General features: G+C 73.5%; 14 protein-coding genes. 5 read left to right on the forward strand and 9 right to left on the reverse strand.

The genetic code is table 11. The features are described 5' to 3' along the window. Positions 1–60: 60 nt before the first annotated feature. Both ACFYV5_RS27600 and ACFYV5_RS27605 read right to left on the reverse strand, forming a co-directional pair. Complete coding sequence (locus ACFYV5_RS27600; RefSeq protein ID WP_389172801.1) at positions 61–1,767, reverse strand: protein kinase; 1,707 nt, start codon at positions 1,765–1,767, stop codon at positions 61–63. Between the two features lie 119 nt (positions 1,768–1,886). Then, complete coding sequence (locus ACFYV5_RS27605) at positions 1,887–3,206, reverse strand: acyltransferase (protein WP_389172803.1); 1,320 nt, start codon at positions 3,204–3,206, stop codon at positions 1,887–1,889. A 277-nt stretch (positions 3,207–3,483) separates the two neighbouring features. On the opposite strand from ACFYV5_RS27605, the gene ACFYV5_RS27610 reads away from it, so the two are divergent. Next, positions 3,484–4,503 (forward strand): hypothetical protein, encoded by a 1,020-nt coding sequence (locus ACFYV5_RS27610; protein WP_389172805.1) that lies wholly within the window; start codon positions 3,484–3,486, stop codon positions 4,501–4,503. 20 nt (positions 4,504–4,523) lie between these two features. Here the strand turns inward: ACFYV5_RS27610 and ACFYV5_RS27615 are convergent, their stop codons facing one another. The 6 genes from ACFYV5_RS27615 to rsmI all read right to left on the reverse strand — a co-directional run bounded on the left by ACFYV5_RS27615 (position 4,524) and on the right by rsmI (position 10,355). After that, the gene (locus ACFYV5_RS27615) at positions 4,524–5,567 is read right to left on the reverse strand and encodes a 4-(cytidine 5'-diphospho)-2-C-methyl-D-erythritol kinase (protein ID WP_389172807.1); all 1,044 of its coding nucleotides are present in this window, start codon (positions 5,565–5,567) and stop codon (positions 4,524–4,526) included. Beyond that, entirely contained in the window at positions 5,564–6,436 is an 873-nt protein-coding gene (gene rsmA, locus ACFYV5_RS27620) for a 16S rRNA (adenine(1518)-N(6)/adenine(1519)-N(6))-dimethyltransferase RsmA (protein ID WP_355113445.1), read from the reverse strand. Before rsmA ends, ACFYV5_RS27615 begins: the two co-directional genes overlap by 4 nt. A gap of 56 nt (positions 6,437–6,492) precedes the next feature. Continuing rightward, positions 6,493–7,749: a ubiquitin-like domain-containing protein gene (locus tag ACFYV5_RS27625; protein ID WP_389172810.1), complete on the reverse strand. Its 1,257-nt coding sequence runs from the start codon at positions 7,747–7,749 to the stop codon at positions 6,493–6,495. 82 nt (positions 7,750–7,831) lie between these two features. Beyond that, complete coding sequence (locus ACFYV5_RS27630; RefSeq protein WP_389172812.1) at positions 7,832–8,701, reverse strand: TatD family hydrolase; 870 nt, start codon at positions 8,699–8,701, stop codon at positions 7,832–7,834. A 92-nt stretch (positions 8,702–8,793) separates the two neighbouring features. Next, positions 8,794–9,303, reverse strand: a complete 510-nt coding sequence (locus tag ACFYV5_RS27635; protein WP_389172814.1) for a hypothetical protein — start codon at positions 9,301–9,303, stop codon at positions 8,794–8,796. A 152-nt stretch (positions 9,304–9,455) separates the two neighbouring features. Continuing rightward, entirely contained in the window at positions 9,456–10,355 is a 900-nt protein-coding gene (rsmI, locus tag ACFYV5_RS27640; protein ID WP_355113453.1) for a 16S rRNA (cytidine(1402)-2'-O)-methyltransferase, read from the reverse strand. 52 nt (positions 10,356–10,407) lie between these two features. On the opposite strand from rsmI, the gene ACFYV5_RS27645 reads away from it, so the two are divergent. From ACFYV5_RS27645 to ACFYV5_RS27660, 4 genes are all read left to right on the forward strand, one after another. Then, positions 10,408–12,150 (forward strand): dolichyl-phosphate-mannose--protein mannosyltransferase, encoded by a 1,743-nt coding sequence (locus tag ACFYV5_RS27645; RefSeq protein WP_389172816.1) that lies wholly within the window; start codon positions 10,408–10,410, stop codon positions 12,148–12,150. A gap of 76 nt (positions 12,151–12,226) precedes the next feature. Continuing rightward, positions 12,227–13,861, forward strand: coding sequence for a penicillin-binding transpeptidase domain-containing protein (locus tag ACFYV5_RS27650; RefSeq protein WP_389172818.1), 1,635 nt, complete (start codon positions 12,227–12,229; stop codon positions 13,859–13,861). 68 nt (positions 13,862–13,929) lie between these two features. Next, the gene (locus ACFYV5_RS27655; RefSeq protein ID WP_355113461.1) at positions 13,930–14,412 is read left to right on the forward strand and encodes a YbaK/EbsC family protein; all 483 of its coding nucleotides are present in this window, start codon (positions 13,930–13,932) and stop codon (positions 14,410–14,412) included. After that, on the forward strand, positions 14,409–15,260 hold the full coding sequence (locus ACFYV5_RS27660; protein WP_389172821.1) for an EamA family transporter: 852 nt from the start codon (positions 14,409–14,411) through the stop codon (positions 15,258–15,260). The genes ACFYV5_RS27655 and ACFYV5_RS27660 overlap by 4 nt, the downstream gene beginning before the upstream one ends. A 6-nt stretch (positions 15,261–15,266) precedes the next feature. On the opposite strand, the gene ACFYV5_RS27665 is transcribed toward ACFYV5_RS27660, so the two are convergent. Further along, a complete protein-coding gene (locus ACFYV5_RS27665) occupies positions 15,267–16,043 on the reverse strand; it encodes an SDR family NAD(P)-dependent oxidoreductase (RefSeq protein WP_389172823.1) in 777 nt (258 codons plus the stop codon). Positions 16,044–16,079: the final 36 nt, after the last annotated feature.

The following is a 16,079-nucleotide window of genomic DNA, read 5'->3' on the forward strand; positions in this document are numbered from 1 at the left end:
ACGTCCAAGGGTAGACGGCCGCGGCGGTGCGGGGACCCCCGGCAAGATCCGTAAGGACCCTCAGCAGCGGGCGAGGGTGCCGCTCTCCCGGGTGGTCTTGTCGCTGTACACCCAGCCCTCGGTCTCCGTGCCCTGGATGCGGGCGTAGATCCACTTGTTGCCGTAGGCGTTGGTGGCGTAGCAGTGGTAGTAGACCTTCACGCCGGACTTGACCGCGGTCACATAGGAGCAGTCCGCGTACGGCCCGGTGTAGAGGTGGGAGTTCTGGGCCAGGTATCCGTAGCCGTCGCTGCGGTTCGAGTGGGCCCAGCCGGTGCAGGCCGTCGAGACCGGGGTGGGCTCCTTCACCGTGGTGCTGGGCGTGGTCACCGGCGGGGCCGAGGGTGTGGCGGCCGGCTTGTCGTCGTCGGCGGGCGTCTTCGTGGGGGTCGGCTCGCCGGGCTCCTTCCGCTGCGTCGGGGTGGCGGCCGGCGTCCCGTCGGGAGCCATGGACGTCAGGTCCCCCGGGGCGGTCGGGCCGTCGGTGGGGCCGCCCGTGCCGGACACCTCGCCGCCGGCCGGCGCGCTCGCCGTGGGAGCCGCCGCCGGCGAGGTGCCGCCGGGGTCGCTCTCCGTGTTCATCAGCCCGTAGGCGACCCCGCCACCGACGAGGACGGTGGCGACCGCCGCCGCGACGACGGCACGGGTGCCTCGGCGACGTGCGCGGACGGCCGAGGTAGGGGTGTCGGCGCGGCTGCCGGGGCCGGTGGGTACGCCGTGCCGGCCGGCCGGCTGGGGGGCGGGCTGCGGGAACGGCGCCACGGGAGGACCGAAGACACCGGGCGGGGCCGCAGGACCCGGGGCAGGCGCGGGAGCCGGAGTGTGTACGGGACCAGGCATGGGCGTCTGTACGGAACCCGGCGCCGGGTTCACCGTCCCGCCCGCGGCGACCGCCTCCAGCATCTCGCGCGCCTGGGCGGCGTCGGGGCGCTGATGCGGGTCCTTGGCCATGAGCGCCCGCAGCACGGGGGCGAGGGCTCCGGCACGGCGGGGTTCGGGCAGCGGCTCGGTGACGATCGCCGACAGCGTGGACCACGCCGACGTACGGCGGAAGGCCGCCGTGCCCTCCACGGCCGCGTACAGCGTCATGCCGAGCGACCAGATGTCGGAGGCGGGCCCCGGTTCCTGGCCCTGCGCGCGCTCCGGCGGCAGATAGTCGAGGGAGCCGACGATCTGACCGCTCTGGGTCAGCTTGGCCATGGCGTCGCCGTCGGTGGTCTCCATCGCGGCGATGCCGAAGTCCGTGAGCACGACCCGGCCCGAGCGGTCGAGGAGCACGTTGCCGGGCTTGACGTCCCGGTGCAGGACCCCGGCTCGGTGCGCCGCCGCGAGCGCGTCCATCAGCTTGGCGCCGATCGAGGCCACCTCGCGCGGGTCCAGCGGTCCGCGCTGCGTCACCAGGTCGTCGAGGGACGGCCCGTCGACCAGCTCCATGACGATGACGGGCAGCCCCCGCTCCTCGACCACGTCGTGCACGGTGACCACGCCACTGTGCCGGACGCGGGCGGCGGCCTGCGCCTCCCGCTCCATCCGGGAGCGCAGATCGGCCAGTTCGGCGGCGGACGCGTCGGTGAAGGCCCGCAGGACCTTGACGGCGACCTCGCGATGGAGCACCTGGTCCACCGCCCGGGCGACGACACCCATGCCACCGCGCCCGATCGTCGCGGTCACGCGGTAGCGCCCGCCCAGGACCGCACCGACCAGCTCTGCGCCGTTCGCCCCCGCCACTTGTCACGCTCCGCTCCGTCGTACCGCACCGACTCATCACGCCGAAGGGACCAGCGTAGGGGTTGGCGAGGCGGAGACGTCGGACGGCCCCGGCGCTCGCCCTCCCGCCCGACGCGGAGTCAGGTCGCCCGTCCACGCCCCGCTCGTTCCACGAACAGCCAGCCCGCGAGGGCCATCGCCACGGCGGCCGGGGCGGTGACCTCGACCGCGATCAGCGTCGCCGAGCGGCCCTCCAGGAGCCCGCCGAAGCCGACCATGGACAGGCCCAGGACACCGAAGAGGGCCAGGGTGATGCCCAGGGCGGCGAGTGGGCCGCCCGCGCCCACGGTGGAGGCCCCGGGCGCGGGTGCGGCGGGCTGTTCGAAGCGGCGGAAGGCGGCGGCGAGCAGGGCGGTGAGGACGGCCCCGGCGGCGATACGGAGCGGCACCTGGGCCCACCAGGCGGCGCTCGCGGGCTCGGGGAGCCGTACGTCGAACGCCAGGAGCGTGCCGTACACGCCGAGCATCGCGGTCAGGTGCCACAGGAAGGCGGTCATCGCGATCCCGTTCGCGACGACGACCTTGTGCCAGACGCCCGCCCGGGCGGCGAACCGGGCCCCCGGCCCCCGCAGCAGCTCCACCGCGCCGACCAGCCAGAGGCCGTGGCAGAGGAGGGCCAGGGTCGGCGGGGCCATGTTGGAGACCTTCTCACCGGGCATCCCGACCATGGAGAGCGGGTACGGCCCGAGGGCGACGAGGAGCCCGGCGCCGAGCAGGCCGCCCGCGGCGAGGGCGCCGGGCAGGCGGATCATCCCGTCGGCCCTGAGGAAACCGAGCTGGTGGACCGCGAGCCAGACGAAGGCGAAGTTCAGGAACGCGACGAAGGGCACGCCGAACGCGAACCGCAGGACGTCCACGGCGACCGCCCCGCCCGCGAGCGCGGCGAAGGCGCCCCAGCCCCACCGCTCGTGGAGCCTCAGCAGCGGCGGGGTGAGAGCCACCATGGCGAGGTAGACGCCGATGAACCACAGCGGCTGGGTGACGAGCCGCAGCGCGACCCCGGCGAGCCCCTCGTCGGCGCCGAGGAGCTGCACCACCAGCGCGACGGCCCCCCACACCGCGACGAAGACCATCGTCGGCCGCAGCAGCCGCTGGAGCCGGGCGCGCAGGAAGGCGGCGTACCGGGGACGGGAACGGTGGGCCAGGGCGTGCGAGAAGCCGCCGACGAAGAAGAACACCGGCATGACCTGGAGCGCCCAGGTCACCACCTGGAGCCCCGGCACGACGGCGAGCAGATTGCCCACCGATCCGTCGGTGGTCACCGCTGCCATCAGCCAGTGGCCGAGGACGACGACACCGAGCGAGGCGACCCGCAGCAGGTCGACGTACCGGTCCCGCGTCGCGGGCGTGGCGGCGGCGAGCTCCCGCGCGCTGGTCCCGCTGACTCCGCTGATTCCCATGCGGGTACGGTCCCGCGCGCCTCCGCTCCTTCGTCAGGGCTCCGGTACTCAACCGGCATCTGAGTACCCGCGCCTCCCGGCGCGGTGCCGGCGGCGCGGTGCCGGCGGCGCGGTGCCGGCGGCGCGGTGCCGGCGGCGCGGTGCCAAGTGGCCCCAAGGGCTCGGCCACGCGGGCGACCTCGCGGACATGCCTCCCTCCACCAGGACTGACGCATCGTCATATTCCCTCTGGTGCCGGGCACCCGGCGCCTCGTGCCCATCGCCCAAGGAGAGGCCCATGCCCCGACTCCCCCGCCTGGCCGCTGTCGCCACGGCCACCGTCGCCCTCACTCTGCTCGCCTCGGTCCCCACAGCGGCGAGCGAAGCGAGAGGGACGTCCCCCCGGCCGGTGGCCGGGGGAGAGCCGACGGTGTCCGACCCGCGTATCGTCGCCCGCTTCGACTTCGCCCTCGGGCAGACGCCGGAGAACATCGCCCTCGGACCCGACGGCTCCGCGTACCTGACCATGTCCTTCGCCCGGCAGGTGGTCAACGTCGACAAGCACGGCAACCGGCGAACCGTCGCGACCCTGCCGCCCGTGGCGAACCCGAACACGCCCGTCATCGGCGCGGCCGCCGCCCTGGGCATCGCGCGCGCCCACGACGGCACGCTCTACGTCGTCTACGCCACCGGTACGCGCGAGACCGGCGTCTGGCGCATCAAGCCGGACGGCAGCGCACCCGTCCAGATCGCCGAGCTGCCGCCCAACGGGTTCCCCAACGGCATCGCCCTCGACGAGAAGTGCGGCGCGCTCTACGTCGCCGACTCGGTGCTCGGCACCGTGTGGCGCGTCCCGCAGGAAGGCGGCACGCCGACGGCCTGGGCGACCGGAACCGCGCTCCAGCCCATCGCCCCGCCCGCCGGCTTCGGCGTCGGCGCCAACGGCATCAAGGTGCACAAGGACGCCGTGTGGGTGTCCAACAGCGACCGGCAGACGCTGCTGCGCATCCCGGTCCGCCACGACGAGAGCGCCGGCCCGATCGAGGTCCGGGCGACCGGGCTCGACGGGATCGACGACTTCGCCTTCACCGGGCACGGCGACACCGTCCTCGCCGCCCTGATCGAGAACCACGAAGTCGCCCTCGTCCGTCCCGACGGCACCCACAAGATCGTCCTGACCGCGCGGGACGGGCTGTCCAACCCGACCTCCGTGGCGGTGCGCGACCGGAAGGTGTACGTCCCGAGCGCGTCCTACTTCGCCCCCGTGAAGGACCCGAACCTGCTCCTGGCCCGACTCGGCAAGGCGAAGAAGGGCTAGGGCGTGTTTCGAAACACGCCCTAGCCGAGGACCGTCGCGCCCGGCGCCGGGGACGTGGCCGCGCGGGCCGTCCGGCAGGTGCCGGAGGCGGTCAGCGCGGCCGCCACCGACTCCGCCGACTCCGCGTCCTTGACCAGGAACGCCGTCGTCGGGCCCGAGCCCGACACCAGCGCCGACAGGGCGCCGGCCGCGAGGCCGGCGTCCAGCGTCTCCGTCAGGGACGGGCGCAGGGAGACCGCGGCCGGCTGGAGGTCGTTGGCCAGCGCGCCGGCCAGGGCGGTCGCGTCGCCGGTGCGCAGGGCCTCCAGGAGCTCCGGGGAGGCGGCCGGTTCGGGGACGGCCACGCCCTCGGTGAGCCGGTCGAACTCGCCGTACACCGCCGGGGTCGACAGTCCGCCGTCGGCGACCGCGAACACCCAGTGGAACGTGCCGCCCACCGGAAGCTCCGTCAGTCTCTCGCCGCGGCCGACGCCGAGCGCCGCCCCGCCGACCAGGCTGAACGGCACGTCGCTGCCGAGCTCGGCGCAGATCTCCAGCAGGTCCGCGCGCGAGGAGTTCAGACCCCACAGCGCGTCGCACGCGAGCAGCGCGCCCGCGCCGTCCGCGCTGCCGCCCGCCATGCCGCCGGCGACCGGGATGTCCTTGGCGATGTGGAGGTGCACGTCAGGGGAGATGCCGTGCCGGGCGGCGAGCAGCTCCGCCGCGCGCGCGGCGAGGTTCGTCCGGTCCAGCGGGACCTTGTCCGCGTCCGGGCCCTCGCACGTGATCGTCAGCTCCGCCGCGGGCGTCGCCGTGACCTCGTCGTACAGGGACACGGCGAGGAAGACGTTGGCCAGGTCGTGGAAGCCGTCGGGGCGCGCCCCGCCGACCGCCAGCTGGACGTTGACCTTCGCGGGCACACGTACGGTGACGCTCCGCTCGGCGGCGGAGTTCGCGCTCGTGGCCGCGCGGACCGTGGCGCCCGCGTCGCCGCCGTCGAGGCCGCCATGCCCGGCACCGGGGGTTCCGCCGCCGACCGTGCTGCTGCCCGCGCCCTGCTCCGTGCCCGGAGCCGTACCGCTCACGCCTTGGCCTCCGCGATCCGCGCGAACTCCTCCACCGTCAGCGCCTCGCCGCGCGCCTGCGGCGAGATCCCGGCCTTCACCAGCGCCTCCTCCGCCGCCGCGGGCGAGCCCGCCCAGCCGGCGAGCGCGGCGCGCAGGGTCTTGCGGCGCTGCGCGAACGCCGCGTCGACGACCGCGAAGACCTCCGTCCTGGAGGCGGTGGTCGCCAGCGGCTCCGTGCGGCGGACGAGCGAGACGAGACCCGAGTCGACGTTCGGCGCGGGCCAGAAGACGTTGCGGCCGATCGAGCCGGCCCGCTTCACCTCGGCGTACCAGTTCGCCTTGACCGACGGCACGCCGTAGACCTTGTTCCCGGGCCGGGCCGCGAGCCGGTCCGCGACCTCGGCCTGAACCATGACCAGCGTCCGCTCGATCGTCGGGAAGCGCTCGAGCATGTGCAGCAGGACGGGCACGGCCACGTTGTACGGAAGGTTCGCGACCAGCGCGGTCGGCGGCGGGCCCGGCAGCTCCTGGACGTGCATGGCGTCGGAGTGGACCAGCGCGAAACGGTCCTTCCTCCCCGGCAGGCGGGCCTCGATCGTCGCCGGCAGCGCGGCGGCCAGGACGTCGTCGATCTCGACGGCCGTCACCCGGTCCGCCGCCTCCAGGAGCGCCAGGGTCAGCGAGCCGAGCCCGGGGCCCACCTCCACGACCACGTCGTCGGGGCGTACCTCCGCCGTGCGGACGATCCGTCGCACGGTGTTGGCGTCGATGACGAAGTTCTGGCCCTTCTGCTTCGTGGGGCGCACGCCGAGGGCGGCGGCCAGCTCACGGATGTCGGCGGGGCCGAGGAGGGCGTCGGGGCCTTCGGGGCCGGTGGTGGTGCTCACCGGTACAGCCTAGACGCCGCGAGCCCGCTCCCTGTCGTGGGCGAGGTCGTGAAGGCTCACCGGTACAGCCTTCGGCCGCAGTGGGGCCAGGGGCTGGCTCCCCGCTGCACGTAGAGCTTCTTCGCCCGGTACGTCTGCTCCGCGGCGGGCGCGTTCTGGGCGACTCCGCTGCCGCCGAGCGAGCGCCAGGTGCCGGGGTCGAACTGGTAGAGCCCGCCGTACGTCCCCGAGGGGTCGACCGCGCCCGGCCGGCCGCCGGACTCGCAGGCGGCGAGCGCGCCCCAGTTCAGCCCGTCCGCGCCGGCCACCGAGGAGGGCAGCGGCCGGGTGCCGACCTTCACCTTCCGGGTGACGGGCTCCCGCACGATCTCCTCGCCGATCTTCCTCGGCTTCTGCCGGACGCCGTTGACGGTCCGCAGGGCGTAGGTGACCCGCCGCACGCCCTGCGCCCCCTGCCGTTCGACGAGCTCCGTGCCCGCGAAGAGCTCGGGGTCGCGGGTCCGCTCGACGGCGTACGGGATCGGCTCCTCGCGGATCTCCTTGGTACCGGTGATCCGCATGACGGTGATCGTCTGGCCGTCGCGCGGGAAGGAGCTCGGCGGTACGGAGGTGGTGTCCTGGCCGGAGAGGGTGATCCCGGCCTCCTCGACGGCCTCGCGGACGGTGGCCGCGTTGGTGCGCAGGGTCCGTTCGCGGCCGTCGGCGAGGAGGGTGACGGTCCGTTCGGTGCGGACGTCGAGGGTGAGGCCCCGGCGGGAGATGGGGGCGGAGCGGGAGACCGAGAGGTACGCCCCCTCCGCCCGGACCCCGAGCTGGCGCAGGGCGCCGTCGACGGTGCGGGCGGTGGTCCACACCTGGCGGCGCTGCCCGTCGAGGGTGAGGGCGACGGGCCGGCCGTAGCGGACGACGACCTCGTCGCCGCTGACCAGGTCGGCGCCGGGGGCGGGGGCGACGATGTCGTGGGCGCCGACGGCGAGGCCCTCGTCGGCGAGGAGTTCGTCGACGTCGTCGGCGAAGGTGTGCAGGGTGCGGGGCACCCCGTCGACGGAGAGCCGGATCGCCTTGTCGTTGGCGACGAAGGCGCTGGTGCCGCCGGCGAGGAAGGCCACCACGAGCGCCTGCGGGACGATGCGCCTCAGCCCCTCGGCCGGGCCGGGGCCCGCCTTGCGGCGGCGGGCTGCCCGCCGGGCCTCGGCGCGGGTGCCCTGGCCGGGGACGACGAGGGGGGCCGCCTGGGTCGGCTGCTCATGGACGGAGACGTCCGACCGGCGCCCGCCGCGTGCGGCGCGGTGACTTCCCTGCGAGGTGCTCACGAGGCCGGGACCCTAGCGGAGCCACGGTCACTCTCCAAAGCGACCCGACTACTCCGCGTAACCGTTATGGATCGGTGATGGATCAGTAATCGAAGGCGCGGGCGGTGTTCTCGGCGATCGCCTCGCAGAGCTGCTCCTCCGTGATCCCGCGCACGGCCGCCATCGCGCGGACGGTGACCGGGATCAGGTAGGGCGCGTTGGGGCGCCCCCGGTACGGCGCCGGGGTGAGGAAGGGGGCGTCCGTCTCGACCAGGACGAGCTCCAGCGGGGCGACGGCGAGGGCGTCGCGCAGCGGCTGCGCGTTCTTGAAGGTCATGTTGCCGGCGAAGGACATGTAGTAGCCGTTCGCGGCGCAGATCGCGGCCATCTCGGCGTCGCCGGAGTAGCAGTGGAACACGGTCCGCTCCGGCGCGCCCTCCTCCTCCAGGACGCGCAGGACGTCGGCGTGCGCGTCCCGGTCGTGGATCACGAGGGCCTTGCCGTGCCGCTTGGCGATCTCGATGTGGGCGCGGAAGGAGCGCTCCTGCGCTGCCATGCCCTCGGGGCCGGTACGGAAGTAGTCCAGGCCGGTCTCGCCGACGGCGCGGACGTATGGCAGGGCGGCCAGCCGGTCGATCTCGGCGAGCGCCTCGTCGAGGGCCGCGTCCCCGCCGGCCTCGCGGGCGCCCTGGCGTGACCAGCCGTCCGGATCGCCGTGGACGATCCGGGGGGCCTCGTTCGGGTGCAGGGCGACGGCCGCGTGGACGTTGTCGTACTGGGCCGCGGTCTCGGCGGCCCACTGGGAACCCTTCAGGTCGCAGCCCACCTGGACGACGGTGGTGACGCCGACGGCGGCGGCCTTCGTCAGGACCTCCTCGACGGAGCCGGCCTGCATGTCCAGGTGGGTGTGCGAGTCCGCCACGGGCACCATGAGGGGCTCGGGCAGCGGCGGCGGGGCGTCCTTGGAACTCATGGCCCCGATCGTACGAGGGGCCGCGGGTCCCCTCGCGGCGGCCTGTGGGGTCGGTGTCGGCGGTGAGGTGGTCGGCGTCTAGGGGTCGGCGGCTAGGTGGTCGGCGGCTTGCGATGGAACAGGCCGGAGAAGCGCCTGCGGCGGGGCTCCTCCGTCACGTGTACCGGACCGGGGGCGTCCCCTTGCGGGCCGCCTGTCTTGGGGGCGTGTTTCCTCGCGGTCTCGGCCCGCTCGACCCCCTGGTTGCGCTCCAGGTCCTGTCCGATCGGTCCTGCGGGGCCGATGGGCCCGGCCGGAGCGAACGGCCTGCCCTCCCTGGTCTCGCGGGGGTGGTAGGCCGCCTCCCAGGAGCTCACGGCCGACGAGACCTGGCCCGCGCGCATGATGCGGACGACATGGCCCCCGCAGTTCAGGCAGGTCGGGCTGGACAACGGCGAGGGCACCCGCTCGCCGCCGGCCTTGTAGATGATGAATTCCTGGCCGGCCGGTCCGATGTGGTGCTCGATGTCGTACGCCTGCTCCCAGCCGTATCCGCACCTCATGCAGGCGAAGGCGTACGCCTCGTGGGCGACGGGTACTCCGGTGCCGGTGATCTCACTCATGCCAGCTCCTCTCCACCGAACCAGTGGACGCCTTTTCCGGCCGGAGCGCATCAGCGCCGGTGGAACAATGGGATGCCCTTGGGCCTTCCCTTGCTCTGAGGCCCTCAGAAGGCCTGCCACGCGGGTTCCGCTTTGCCTTTCACCATAAACCTTTACCCGTTCGTGGGCCCCTGCGCCGGCGCCGCCACATGCCCCTGCGCGGCCGCGTTCTTCGCCGCGACGACGGCGTCGAACACCTCGCGCTTGGGCAGGCCCGCCTCGGCGGCGACCGCCGCGATGGCCTCCTTGCGCCGCTCCCCCGCCTCCTCGCGGATCCGCACCCGGCGCACCAGCTCCTCGGCGTCCAGCTCGGCCGGTCCGGCCTCCGGGGCGCCCTCGACGACGACGGTGATCTCGCCCCGTACGCCCTCGGCGGCCCAGGCGGCCAGTTCGCCGAGGCCGCCGCGCTTGACCTCCTCGTACGTCTTGGTGAGCTCGCGGCAGACGGCGGCCCGGCGGTCGGCGCCGAAGACCTCGGCCATCGCGGCGAGGGTGTCGTCGAGGCGGTGCGGGGCCTCGAAGTAGACGAGGGTCCTTCGCTCCCCGGCCACCTCCCGCAGCCGCCCGAGCCGCTCGCCCGCCTTCCTGGGCAGGAAGCCCTCGAAGCAGAAGCGGTCCACGGGCAGCCCGGACAGGGCGAGCGCGGTCAGCACGGCGGAGGGGCCGGGGACGGCGGTGACCTTAATGTCCTGTTCGACGGCGGCGGCGACGAGCCGGTAGCCGGGGTCGGAGACGGACGGCATGCCCGCGTCGGTGACCAGCAGCACCCGCGCGCCGCCGACGAGCGCCTCGACCAGCTCGGGCGTACGGGCGGACTCGTTGCCCTCGAAGTAGGAGACGACCCGGCCGGTGGTGTGCACGCCGAGCGCGCGGGTCAGGCCGCGCAGCCGCCGGGTGTCCTCCGCCGCGACGATGTCGGCGGTCTCCAGCTCGGCCGCGAGCCGCGGCGGGGCGTCCGCGATCTCCCCGATGGGGGTCCCTGCAAGTACCAGCGTTCCTGTCACATGGGTCATCCTCGCAGCCCGGACAGGCGACTCGCACAGGCGCGTTCCCTACGATGGCGCGGTGACCAGTACCGCACCCGAGGCCCTGCAGGGTCAGCACGCCGTGGAAGAGCCCCCGTCGTGGCAGCAGCGTCTGCGGCGCTTCGGCTACGCGCCGCCCGCAGGGAAGGCCGCGGGGCCCGGGCTGCGCGAACGTCTCGTACCGCCGTACACACGGCCCTCGGAGCGCCTCTGGTCGCTTCTGGGGGCCACGCCCGGGGCGGCGGACCGGATCGTGCGGCTCGCCGCGTGGGGCGGACCGCTGGCCGTGGCGCTGCTGGCGGGCCTGCTGCGGTTCTGGAACCTGGGCAAGCCGCACGCGGTGATATTCGACGAGACGTACTACGCCAAGGACTCCTGGGCGCTGATCAACCAGGGCTACGAGGGGGCGTGGCCGAAGGACATCGACAAGACGATCCTCACGGCCCCCGACACGGTCGTGGTCCCGACCGATCCGGGCTATGTGGTCCATCCGCCGATGGGCAAGTGGGTCATCGGCCTGGGCGAGAAGATCATCGACTTCTCGCCGTTCGGCTGGCGGTTCATGGTGGCGCTGCTCGGCACGCTGTCGGTGCTGATGCTCTGCCGGATCGGGCGTCGGCTGTTCCGCTCCACGTTCCTGGGGTGCCTGGCGGGGCTGCTGCTCACGGTCGACGGCCTGCACTTCGTGATGAGCCGCACGGCGCTGCTCGACCAGGTGCTGATGTTCTTCGTGCTCGCAGCCTTCGGCTGCCTGGTCATCGACCGGGACTGGGCGCGCGGGCGGCTGGCCGGCGCGCTTCCGGTGGACGAGGAGGGGGTCCTGCGGCCGGACGCGGACATCGCGGAGACCCTGCGGCTCGGCTGGCGTCCGTGGCGGCTCGCGGCCGGGGTGACGCTGGGGCTCGCGGCGGCGACCAAGTGGAACGGCCTGTACGTCATGGCCGCGTTCGGTCTGATGGCGGTGCTGTGGGACGTGGGCGGCCGGCGCACGGCCGGCGCGGTCCGTCCGTACGCCGCGGTGCTGCGGCGCGACCTGGTGCCGGCCTTCGTCTCGGTGGTGCCGGTCGCGATCGTCACGTACCTGGTCACGTGGACGGGCTGGATCGTCACGGACAAGGGCTACTTCCGCGGCTGGGCGGCCGAGCAGGACAAGGTGAACGGCGGCGGGACCTGGTCCTTCCTGCCGGACTGGCTGCGGAGCCTGTGGCACTACGAGACGGAGGTCTACAAGTTCCACGTGGGCCTGAACTCGCCGCACACGTACGAGTCGAACCCGTGGAGCTGGCTCGTCCTGGGCCGCCCCGTCTCGTACTTCTACGAGTCCCCGGCCCCGGGCACGGCGGGCTGCCCGTCGAACGCGACGGAGAAGTGCGCCCAGGAGGTCCTGGCCTTGGGCACGCCGCTGCTGTGGTGGGCGGCCTGTGTCGCGATCCTGTACATCCTGTGGCGCTGGTTCTTCCGCCGGGACTGGCGGGCGGGCGCGATCGCGTGCGGCATCGCGGCGGGCTGGCTGCCGTGGCTGCTGTACCAGGAGCGCACCATCTTCCTTTTCTACGCGGTGGTGTTCGTGCCGTTCCTGTGTCTCGCGGTGACGATGCTGCTCGGCGCGATCATCGGCCCCGCCAGCTCCTCGGAGAGACGGCGGACGTTCGGGGCGGTGGGGGCGGGGGTCCTCGTGCTCCTCATCGTCTGGAACTTCATCTACTTCTGGCCGATCTACACGGGCACGGCGATCCCGATGGACCAGTGGCGCAACCGGATGTGGCTCGACACCTGGGTCTAGCTGGTCGCTCGACACGTCCGTGTGACACTGGTTGACTGTGTGAACTTGTGGGGCTTCTGGGGAGGGGACCACGGAGATGCGCAGTGGAGTGAAGGTCGCGATAGTCGGGGGAGTCTTCGTCGTCGTCGCCAGTGGCGTCGGGTACGGGGGCTACAACCTCTGGCAGGGGATCAACGGAGGCTCGGGCGTCGGTACTCGGTCCGCCGGGGCCGAGGAGAAGCGGTCCGGGCCCGTCACCGGGGACGAGGTCGAGAGCGCCGCCAAGGAGTTTCTGGCGGCCTGGGCCGCGGGGGAGTCCGATCGGGCCGCCCAGCTGACGAACAACCCCGTCGAGGCCGGGCACGCCGTGCTCAACTACCGCGAAGGGGCGAAGGTCTCCCGGGCCGAGATCACCCCGGGCAAGGCGGTCGGCGCGACGGTGCCGTTCACGGTGAGCGCCACCGTGACGTACGAGGGGCAGTCGAAGCCCTGGACGTACTCCTCGGAACTGACCGTGGTGCGCGGGCTGACCACCGGGCGGCCGCTGGTCGACTGGAAGCCGGCCGTCATCCACCCGAAGCTCACGAAGGACGGGACCCTGCGCACCGGCGAGGCGAAGGCGGGCGCCGTCAAGGCCGTCGACCGCAAGGGCGTCGAGCTGACGAAGGAGAGGTTCCCCTCGCTCGGGCCGGTCCTGGACCAGCTGCGCGAGAAGTACGGGACGAAGACCGGCGGCGAGCCGGGTATCGAGACCTTCGTCGAGTCCGGCACCGAGGGCGTCGCCGACAGCACCCTCGTGACCCATGTGCAGGGCAAGCCGGGGCGCCTGCAGACGACCATCGACGCGAACGTCCAGGCGGCGGCCGAGCGGGCCGTGAAGCAGCACCCCGGGGCGTCGGTCGTGGCGATCAAGCCGTCCACGGGCGAGGTGCGGGCGGTCGCGAACAACCCGGCGGCCGGCTTCAACACGGCCTTCGAGGGAAAGCAGGCCCCCGGCTCGACGCTGAAGATCGTCACCGCGGCGCTGCTCCTGGAGAAGGGGCTCGTCAAGGCCGACCAGGTCACCGAGTGCCCGAAGAACGCCATGTACTACGGGCGGACCTTCCACAACCTCAAAGGCTTCGAGCTCGGGAACGTCCCCTTCTCCCGGAGCTTCGCCAAGTCCTGCAACACCGCCTTCATCAAGCTGATCGACGACGTGCGTGACGACTCCGCGCTCGGCAAGGAGGCCCGGAACGTCTTCGGGATCGGCCTCGACTGGAAGACGGGCATCACGTCCTTCGACGGCTCGATTCCCGAGGAGACGGGCGGCGAGGCGGCGGCGCAGTACATCGGGCAGGGCACGGTGCAGATGAACGTGCTCAACATCGCCTCGATCACCGCCACCGCGAAGTACGGAACGTTCAAGCAGCCGTTCCTCGTCTCCAAGGAGCTGGACGGCCGGACGTTCGCCGAGGCCGCGCGCTCGCTGCCGAACTCGGTGGGCCGCCAGCTGCGCGCCATGATGCGGGCCACGGCGACCAACGGCACCGGCGCGAAGGCGATGGCGTCGGTCGGCGGGAACGACAAGGGCGCGAAGACGGGCTCGGCGGAGGTCGGCGGTCAGGCGACCTCCAACAGCTGGTTCGCCGGCTACTCCGACGACCTCGCCGCAGCCGCCGTCGTGCAGGAGGGCGGGCACGGCGGGGACTCCGCGGGCCCGGTCGTGGCGAGCGTGCTGAAGGCGGGTTGACGGGGGAGGTCGACGGGGCGGGTTAACGACTCGCGTGCCCCGTACACGTACGGCTAGCGTGCGGGGGCATGAGTGAATCCCACGCCCACCCCCTCTTCGCCCAGGCCCTGCGCGAGCTGGGCCTCGACGTCGAGATCCGCCGCTTCCCCGACGAGACCCGCACCGCCGCCCAGGCCGCCGAGGCCATCGGCTGCGAGGTCTCCGAGATCGTCAAGTCCCTGATCTTCGCGGCGGACGGGGTGCCGGTCCTGGTCCTGATGGACGGCTCCTCGCGGGTCGACGTGGAGCGGGTACGGCAGGAGCTCGGCGCCGAGGCCGTGACGCGGGCCGACGCGAGGGTCGTACGGGAGACCACGGGGTACGCGATCGGCGGCGTCCCGCCCTTCGGGCACCGCACCCCGACCCGGGTCCTGGCCGACCGGGGGCTGCTCGACCACGAGGTGGTGTGGGCGGCGGCCGGTACCCCGCACACGGTGTTCGCCCTCGACCCGAAGCAGGTGATCGCCCACGCGGGCGGCACGCTGGTGGACGTCCGCGAGCGCACGCGGTGACGCCGCTGGTCGCGACGGCGGTGCTGTTCGCCGCCGTGACGCACGCCAGTTGGAACGCCATCGCCCACACGATCCGCGACCAGCTGCTCTCCTTCACGCTCATCTCCGGTGGCGGGGCGCTGATCGGAGGGGCGCTCGCCCTCTTCACACCCCTGCCGGCGGCCGGCGCGTGGCCGTATCTGATCGCTTCGGCGGTACTGCACATCGGCTACTACGCGCTGCTCATGCGCTCGTTCACGCTCGGGGACTTCGGGCAGATGTATCCGATCGCGCGCGGTACGGCCCCGCTGGCGGTGACCGTGCTCGCGGCGGTCTTCGTCGACGAGATCCCCGACGGATGGCAGCTCACCGGGGTCGCCTTCGCCTGCGCGGGGCTCACGGGCCTGGCGCTGTGGGGGATCCGCGGCTCCGGCCGCCGCCCCGACTGGCCGGCGCTGCTCGCGGCCGGTGCGACGGGTCTGGCCATCGCCGGGTACACCGTCGTCGACGGCGTCGGCGTCCGCGCCTCGGGCACGCCGCTCGGCTACATCGCCTGGCTGATGGTCCTGGAGGGCCTGGCCATCCCGGCGTACGCCCTCTGGACCCGCCGGTCCGCCCTCCTCGCCCAGCTCCGCCCGCACGCCGTCCGGGGGCTGATCGGGGCCGCCCTGTCGGTCGCCGCCTACGCCTTGGTCCTGTGGGCCCAGACGAGGGCGGCGCTGGCTCCCATCGCGGCCCTGCGGGAGTCCTCGATCATCGTGGGCGCGGCGATCGGGGCGCTCTTCTTCAAGGAGCGTTTCGGGGGGCCGAGGGTGGCCGCGGCCGGGCTGATGGTGGTGGGCATCGGCCTGATGCTGCACACGAGTTGACCGGACTCACTCCCACTCCCCCAGCACCTCGTTGAAGTGGGTGTTCACGGCGAGCAGCCCGCCGTCCACCCTGATCGTCGTGCCGGTGATCCAGGCCGCGTCCGCGGAGGCGAGGAAGGCGACCGCGGCGGCCACGTCCTCCGGGGTGCCGACCCGGCGCAGCGGGTAGACGCGGTCGGCGAGCGCGGCCAGTTGCTCCTGCCGGGTCGCCCAGGCGCGGGTGGCGATCGTGCCGGGGGTGACCTGGTTGACCCGCACCCCGCGCGGGGCGGCGGAGCCCGCGAGGGTCCGGGTGAGGGAGGCGAGGCCGGCCTTGGCGGCGCTGTAGGCGTGACCGCCGAAGTACGCCTCGGCGTTGACGGACCCGATGTTGACGATCGCCCCGCGCCCGCCTGCCGCGAGCAGGGGCAGCGCGGCGCGGGCACAGCGGACGGCGCCCATCAGCGTGACGTCGAGCTGCGTGCGCCAGCCGTCCTCGCGCTCGTCCTCGAAGGCGTCCTCGTCCGGCAGATCGCGGGCGAAGGCGTTGTTGACGAGCACGTCGAGCCCGCCGAACGTCTCCGCCGCGTACGCGACGGCCGCCTCCACCGACGCCGGATCCCCGACATCGCACCGTACGGCCCGGGCCCCGGGCAGCGCGTCGGCGGTCTCCCTCGCGGTCTCCTCGTCCACATCGGCGACCAGCACCCGCGCGCCCTCCGCCGCCAGCCTGCGCGCACTGGCGGCCCCGATACCGCGCGCCGCGCCCGTGACCAACGCCGTGTACCCCTCGAATCTGTCCATGCCCTCGATCACAGCACCCACCCCACGGTCCGCGCC

The sequence above is a fragment of the Streptomyces sp. NPDC003035 genome (assembly GCF_042888285.1).
In the GTDB taxonomy this organism is placed as follows: domain Bacteria; phylum Actinomycetota; class Actinomycetes; order Streptomycetales; family Streptomycetaceae; genus Streptomyces.

Excerpts from the sequence above, each read along its gene's own strand:
- ACFYV5_RS27605 (WP_389172803.1), bottom strand. The coding sequence starts at position 3,206 with ATGGGAATCAGCGGAGTCAGCGGGACCAGCGCGCGGGAGCTCGCCGCC.
- ACFYV5_RS27650 (WP_389172818.1), top strand. The coding sequence starts at position 12,227 with ATGCGCAGTGGAGTGAAGGTCGCGATAGTCGGGGGAGTCTTCGTCGTC.
- ACFYV5_RS27610 (WP_389172805.1), top strand. The coding sequence starts at position 3,484 with ATGCCCCGACTCCCCCGCCTGGCCGCTGTCGCCACGGCCACCGTCGCC.
- ACFYV5_RS27665 (WP_389172823.1), bottom strand. The coding sequence starts at position 16,043 with ATGGACAGATTCGAGGGGTACACGGCGTTGGTCACGGGCGCGGCGCGC.
- ACFYV5_RS27630 (WP_389172812.1), bottom strand. The coding sequence starts at position 8,701 with ATGAGTTCCAAGGACGCCCCGCCGCCGCTGCCCGAGCCCCTCATGGTG.
- rsmI (WP_355113453.1), bottom strand. The coding sequence starts at position 10,355 with ATGACCCATGTGACAGGAACGCTGGTACTTGCAGGGACCCCCATCGGG.
- ACFYV5_RS27655 (WP_355113461.1), top strand. The coding sequence starts at position 13,930 with ATGAGTGAATCCCACGCCCACCCCCTCTTCGCCCAGGCCCTGCGCGAG.
- ACFYV5_RS27635 (WP_389172814.1), bottom strand. The coding sequence starts at position 9,303 with ATGAGTGAGATCACCGGCACCGGAGTACCCGTCGCCCACGAGGCGTAC.